A 6474-nucleotide genomic window follows, 5' to 3' on the forward strand; every position below is an offset into this window, starting at 1 on the left:
CATGAATGGGTTTGTTTTATATCATTACAGTTTAAAACGAAGCCCAGTAGTTTGGGCTTCATATGCGAGCCGGTCATTCATGGCCGGTAAAGAGTTATAGAAAACGGAATGTTATCTTAATTCTAATAGCCACGGGAGCACAGAATTAAGAAAATAAAATTTTAAACTTTTCGCGGGTTTAATCCCGCGCTCGTGTGTAAAACCCATGAATGGGTTTGTTTTATATCATTACAGTTTAAAACGAAGCTCAGTAGTTTGGGCTTCATATGCGAGCCGGTCATTCATGGCCGGTAAAGAGTTATAAAAAACGGAATGTTTTCTTAATTCTAATAGCCACAGAAGCACGGAATTCATTTAAGCTTCTGTGCGGTTCTGTGTTTCCGTGGCAATAGAATTTACTTCTCTTATTGAGGCCGTATTACAAATCATATTACCGACATCCACATTTATACCAGCTTTACAAATTCTAAACAAATCGGAACCTCTGCAGTAAGTTTTGATGTTCTGCGAATATGAATCATACAGATACAGATGAAATTTACGACTTTATTGTGATCGGCTCGGGAATGGGTGGATTAACGGCGGCGTCCCTTTTGGCAAAAGACGGCCACTCCGTTTTGATACTGGAAGCTGCTCTTGCCATCGGCGGCTGCAGCTCCTCATACTACCGGAAAGGATATATCTTTGAATCCGGCGCAACCACGCTGATCGGCTTTGATGAACATCAGCCTCTAAAAAAACTTGAAGAGACATTGGGGATCACTATTCCCAAAACAAAACTGAATCCATCAATGAAGGTTCATATGGATGGGAAAGAGATCACCCGGTACGAGGATCGTGATGAGTGGATCAGGGAATCTATCCGGCATTTTGGTGAGGATAAAGCGCAGGAAACATTTTGGCAAAAAGCGTTTAAGGTAGCGGATGTTGTTTGGAGAGTATCTGAAAAAAACTCTGCATTCCCTCCCCAATCGGCAAAAGATTGGCTCAGTCTGCTTAAAAATGATCCTCGTGATGTGTGGGTTCTGCCTTATGCGATCAAATCCGTTAAGGAGTTTGCAAGGGATTGCAATATCACTAATCCTGAGTTTTTCCGTTTTCTGGATGAACAGCTTTTGATATCCGCTCAATCAAAGTCTGACGATACCCCATTTCTTTTTGGAGCTCCGGCTATTACCTACACAAACTGCTCCAATTACACGGTTCCGGGCGGATTAAAGAACATGGCAGAAGTCTTAAGTGGATTCATCACCGAGAAAGGCGGTAAAGTTCAAACCAAAGAGAAGGTGTTGTCTCTCGTAAAAGAGGCGGGAATGTTTAAAGTGGCAACTTCAAAAAATCGAACGTACCAAGCGAGACAGGTTGTGTCAAACATTCCGGTTTGGAACATGGAGGATATTACAACCGGTAAAATGGCTGAATACTTCAGAACGGAATCCGCCAAGTACAGCGAGGCATGGGGCGCGTTCACTATGGGTGTGGTTACCGATGATGTCTATTCCGATGGAATGCCGCTGCATCATCAGATTCATATTAAAAACACAATTTCAGGAATTCATTCTGATTCGATTTTTGTCTCATTTTCTCATCCGGATGACGAAGAGCGCTCTAAAAAGGGGACACGGGTTCTGAATATTTCTTCTCATACAGATACCGACTACTGGTTTTCTTTAAATGGAAAGTATGATGATGAAAAAGAGAGAGTGCAAGAGCAGATTATTGCCGTTCTCAAAGAACAGCTTCCGCAATTTGGTAAAGCTGAAATTAAGCTCGCATTTTCGGCAACACCGGTTAGCTGGGAGAATTGGGTTTATCGTAAAAAAGGGCGCGTAGGTGGTATTCCACAGAGTATGGGGCGTTCACTGCTCGATTGGACGCCCAATCAAACCCCGTTTAAAGGGCTCTATCTTTGCGGAGATACGGTGTTTCCCGGTCAGGGAATTCCGGGCGTAACTTTAAGTGGATTTCACGTATATTATAGAGCTCAGAATAATTTTAAAAAACAACAGTTTCATTGAATTACGACAACAATAACTATTCGCCGACAACGCAGTTTTCTATTTTTCCTCCCGCCGTCAAACATCTGATTATTGTCAATCTGTTGGTTTTTGTGGCGTTGATGAATCCGATGCTTCAGCAATATCTGATGATGTTTGGGGCGCTTTGGCCCATTGGCTCCGGCAATTTTGCTCCCTGGCAGCTTATTACCTATATGTTTATTCATGCCGGATTCGGGCACATTATTTTCAACTTGTTTGCCCTATGGATTTTTGGGCAGGGCATTGAAAATTTCTGGGGAACAAAACGCTTCGCGATCTACTACTTTTTAACGGGAGTGGGAGCAGCGCTTATTCACATGTGGATTGGCGGCAGCGGTGCCCCAACCGTGGGAGCATCAGGTGCCGTATATGGAATTCTTCTGGCTTTCGGAATGATGTTTCCGGACCGTTACATTATGTTGCTGATTCCTCCAATACCGATTAAGGCAAAATACTTTGTAGCCATTTTTGGTGTTATTGAATTGATGTCCGGCCTTATGCGTCCCGACAGCGGAATTGCTCACTTTGCCCATCTCGGCGGCATGGTTGTAGGTTATATTTTAATCAAATACTGGGGCTTGAAAGGAGAAGGACGCGCATAACCGGATTGAATCATGAATATGTATCAGCAAGACTCATTTTGGAACTCTTTTAAACGCGGCTTCATGCGAATGCCCACGGTGATTCGTACACTCATTGCGATCAATGTGATCGTGTTTATTTTCCAGGCATTTTTTGGCGGTATTGAGATCAGTGGCCAATCTCTGAACCGGTATATTGTTGATATATTTGGGTTTGATCCCGATCTGGTTACGGCTATTACGCAACCGTGGAGATTTGTAACCTACATGTTTCTGCATGGCGGCGGATTTCACCTTCTTTTTAATATGCTCTGGCTCTGGTGGATGGGCCGAGCAGTGGAAGAGGGTCTGGGACCACGAACGTTTGCGGTGATCTTTTTCGGTGCAGGAATTGGCGGCGCTTTTTTTCATGTGGCTCTCTCATTCCTTTATGGAACAAGCATGGTTATTGGAGCATCTGGTGCAGTATTCGGTGTGATGGTGGCTTTTGCCTATATGTACCCGACCATGCCGATTATGCTTTTTCTGTTGCCACCCATTGAGGCACGCTATGTGGTTGCCGGACTTATAGTATTTGATGTGCTTTTTATCGGTGCCGGAGATAATGTGGCACGACTGGTTCACCTTGGAGGGGCCGGTATTGGCTATCTTCTTGTAAAAGCCCATTACAACGGCGTTGACTTGTCAAAATATGTAAGGCCGATTGAAAAAATATGGAACCCAGAACTCTCCGGATTTAACAAAAAGAAGAAGGAGAAGAAGCGAAAAAAAAACCGGGATATGTACTCCGTAAGCGACGTGGAAATATTGGATGAGGAGGAAATATCAGATTTGGATGAAATTCTGGAAAAAATCTCCAAACATGGCTACGACGGTCTGAGCAAAGAGGAGAAGAAGAGACTGTTTGATTTGAGTAAGAGAAACTAGTTTTCAAGCACCAAGCACCAAGCACCAAGCACCAAATTTCAAACTCCTAACTTTAATCGATATGGGTAAAAAGTATGATTTGGAAGAGAGGACTTATACGTTTGCAAAACATTGCCGGATACTAGTCAATAAATTCTCATATTCTGTATCTAATCGAGAGGACTCAAAACAACTTGTGAGATCATCAGGTTCAATTGGGGCTAATTATATTGAGGCAAATGAAGCGCTCAGTAAAAAAGATTTCCTTTATCGAATAAAAGTGAGTCGTAAAGAAGCGAAAGAGTCAAAATATTGGTTGAGATTGCTAAAAGTTACGAATGTTGATTTTGAACAGGAAATTGAAGAATTAATTACAGAATCTGATGAGCTTAAGAAAATTTTATAAGCAATCATTAATGGTAGTAATCAGTAGAACATACCGTTTGGAATTTGGTATTTGTTATTTGGAATTTTTAACGAGTCATCCAAAAGTTTAGATAAAAATGAATAATCCCATTAAGCGAAGAGAATCAATCACGGTAATGGTCGGCGATATACCCGTTGGCGGGGGGCACCCGATAGTGGTGCAGTCGATGACCAATACGGATACAGCCGATATAGATGAAACGGTGGATCAGGTTGATCACCTGCACCAGGCCGGTTCGGAGATTGTTCGGATTACGGTAAACAACGACGCTGCTGCAAAAGCGGTACCGCACATCAAAGAGAAGCTTCTAAACCGCGGTGTTATGGTCCCTATTGTGGGAGACTTTCACTATAACGGGCACAAGTTGTTGACCAAATATCCGGATATGGCAGAGGCACTGGCTAAATTTCGGATCAATCCGGGAAATACCGGTACCAAAACGCGTGATGAGAATTTTTGCACCATCGTGGAACAGGCGATAAAATATGACAAACCGGTACGGATTGGAGTAAACTGGGGGTCTTTGGATCAGCAGTTACTGGCTCAATACATGGATGAAAATAACAACAGAAAAGAGCCGAAATCATCCAAACAGGTCATGCTGGATACAATGGTGGAGAGTGCCAGGCGATCCACGGCCTTAGCTGAGGATGTTGGGCTGGCATCAGATAAAATTGTAGTTAGCTGTAAAATGAGCGGCGTACAGGATCTGATTAATGTCTACAGAAGAATTGCGAATGATCTGAAATACCCGTTACATCTGGGACTCACTGAAGCCGGGATGGGAATGAAGGGAACCGTAGCGAGTTCAGTAGCCTTGGGCGTGCTTCTGCAGGAGGGAATTGGAGATACGATAAGAGTTTCACTCACTCCGATGCCTGGAGCAGACCGTGCCGAGGAAGTTCGGATTTGTCAGCAGATACTTCAGTCGCTTGGAATCAGAAGTTTCATTCCACAGGTTACATCCTGTCCGGGTTGCGGACGAACGAAAAGTACCTACTTCCAGGAGCTGGCAGATGAAATACAGAACTACATTGTAGAGTCGATGCCGGTTTGGCGTGAAGTCTATCCCGGAGTGGAGGAGATGGACGTGGCCGTTATGGGATGTGTTGTGAACGGCCCCGGTGAATCCAGGCATGCGAACATCGGTATTTCACTGCCCGGAACATTTGAAGAGCCTAAAGCACCCGTCTATGTTGATGGAGACCATTTCACTACACTTAAGGGAGAGGGCATAGGCGCCGAGTTCAGAAAAATACTGGATGACTACATAGTGAAAAATTATAGTAACTAGCAGCTATTGACTGGATTAATATCAGACAGTCATATCTTTGATTAAAGGTGCTGAAAGGCCAATTGAAAACTTCAGTACAGGTTAAAATTTGTTGAATTTAACCGCGAAATTGCAGATTTTAATGTAAGCGCTTACACTTTAATTTGTTTGATTCGAGGCATTTTTGAATGCCCATTAATTTTAACTGCTGAGGAACTTTTGGCTAAAACCATATATGACATTGCAAAAGCTGCCGGAGTGAGTATTGCTACGGTATCCCGGGTGTTTAATCAAGCAGAAAATGTAAAAGAGGATACCCGGGAAAAAGTATTGAAAATAGCGGAGGAGATGGGATATCATCCGCATGTCTATGCTCAGGGTCTTGCAAGTAAAAAGAAAAACCGGATTTTAATGCTTGCTCCGGTAATGTCGAACTACTTTTTTACGGAAGTTCTGCGGGGCATACAGGATAGCTTGGCTGAAGAGCAATTTGAACTCAACATTGTGAATATAGGCCAGAAAAAAAATGCTTTTAAGCAGGTCTCCGAAACTCTAAAGAAGCATTGGGCTGAAGGTTATCTGTTGGTTTCGCTACACTTTTCTGAAAAAGAACTGGAGGCACTTAAGCGATACAATATTCCACTTTGTCTTGTTGATGACTTTAGTAATCTGTTTGATTCGGTCAGTTTCAATAATGAGGAGGGAGCATACATGGCAACCAATTACCTCATCTCAAAAGGTTTTAAGCGAATTGCAGTTCTTTCCGCTGACGCATCGTCCATTCCAATACGTGATCGTATAAAAGGCTATAAAAGAGCTCTTTCAGAGAACGAAATTTCCTTTGACGAAAATCTGATTGTAACCGGCGACAATATGGAGCGGGACGGATTTACCGAATTGAGCGGCTATCAGGCAATGGTTAAAATTCTAAAATTGAGTCCAAAGCCGGACGCCGTTTTTTGTACATCCGACACAAAAGCGGTAGGTGCGAAAAAAGCGATGGAAGAGTACAATATTCATATTCCGATCATTAGTTTTGATAATCTTACGATAGCGGAGTATATCGGCCTGTCCACGGTAAATCAACCTATGTACGACATGGGATTCCGAGCTACCAATAAACTCATTCAGAGATTGCACAACCCGGATCTGCGTATTAGCAACGAGGTTCATCATCCGGAACTTGTGATTCGCTCTTCATCAGAGAAATTAAACGAAGTAACATCATGAATTTAGATCTTAGAAAAA

The 6474-nt window shown here is 42.9% G+C and carries 6 protein-coding genes; all 6 read left to right on the forward strand.

The window, feature by feature from the left end; all coding sequences use genetic code 11:
• Positions 1-512 precede the first annotated feature (512 nt).
• The gene (locus tag ACESM0_RS12035) at positions 513-2018 is read left to right on the forward strand and encodes a phytoene desaturase family protein (protein WP_372906455.1); all 1506 of its coding nucleotides are present in this window, start codon (positions 513-515) and stop codon (positions 2016-2018) included.
• Positions 2015-2641, forward strand: coding sequence for a rhomboid family intramembrane serine protease (locus ACESM0_RS12040; protein WP_372906456.1), 627 nt, complete (start codon positions 2015-2017; stop codon positions 2639-2641). Before ACESM0_RS12035 ends, ACESM0_RS12040 begins: the two co-directional genes overlap by 4 nt.
• Before the next feature lie 12 nt (positions 2642-2653).
• Positions 2654-3547, forward strand: coding sequence for a rhomboid family intramembrane serine protease (locus ACESM0_RS12045; RefSeq protein WP_372906457.1), 894 nt, complete (start codon positions 2654-2656; stop codon positions 3545-3547).
• Positions 3548-3608: 61 nt separating this feature from the next.
• Complete coding sequence (locus ACESM0_RS12050) at positions 3609-3932, forward strand: four helix bundle protein (RefSeq protein WP_372906458.1); 324 nt, start codon at positions 3609-3611, stop codon at positions 3930-3932.
• Positions 3933-4029: 97 nt separating this feature from the next.
• Positions 4030-5247 (forward strand): flavodoxin-dependent (E)-4-hydroxy-3-methylbut-2-enyl-diphosphate synthase, encoded by a 1218-nt coding sequence (gene ispG, locus ACESM0_RS12055; RefSeq protein WP_372906459.1) that lies wholly within the window; start codon positions 4030-4032, stop codon positions 5245-5247.
• 198 nt (positions 5248-5445) lie between these two features.
• Complete coding sequence (locus ACESM0_RS12060) at positions 5446-6456, forward strand: LacI family DNA-binding transcriptional regulator (RefSeq protein ID WP_372906460.1); 1011 nt, start codon at positions 5446-5448, stop codon at positions 6454-6456.
• The last annotated feature ends 18 nt before the right edge of the window (positions 6457-6474 follow it).

Source organism: Rhodohalobacter sp., assembly GCF_041686455.1.
Lineage (GTDB): Bacteria > Bacteroidota > Rhodothermia > Balneolales > Balneolaceae > Rhodohalobacter.

Bases quoted from the DNA above. Each gene is read 5' to 3' on its own strand.
- ACESM0_RS12035 (WP_372906455.1), top strand. From the start codon at position 513: ATGAATCATACAGATACAGATGAAATTTACGACTTTATTGTGATCGGC.
- ACESM0_RS12045 (WP_372906457.1), top strand. From the start codon at position 2,654: ATGAATATGTATCAGCAAGACTCATTTTGGAACTCTTTTAAACGCGGC.
- ACESM0_RS12050 (WP_372906458.1), top strand. From the start codon at position 3,609: ATGGGTAAAAAGTATGATTTGGAAGAGAGGACTTATACGTTTGCAAAA.
- ispG (WP_372906459.1), top strand. From the start codon at position 4,030: ATGAATAATCCCATTAAGCGAAGAGAATCAATCACGGTAATGGTCGGC.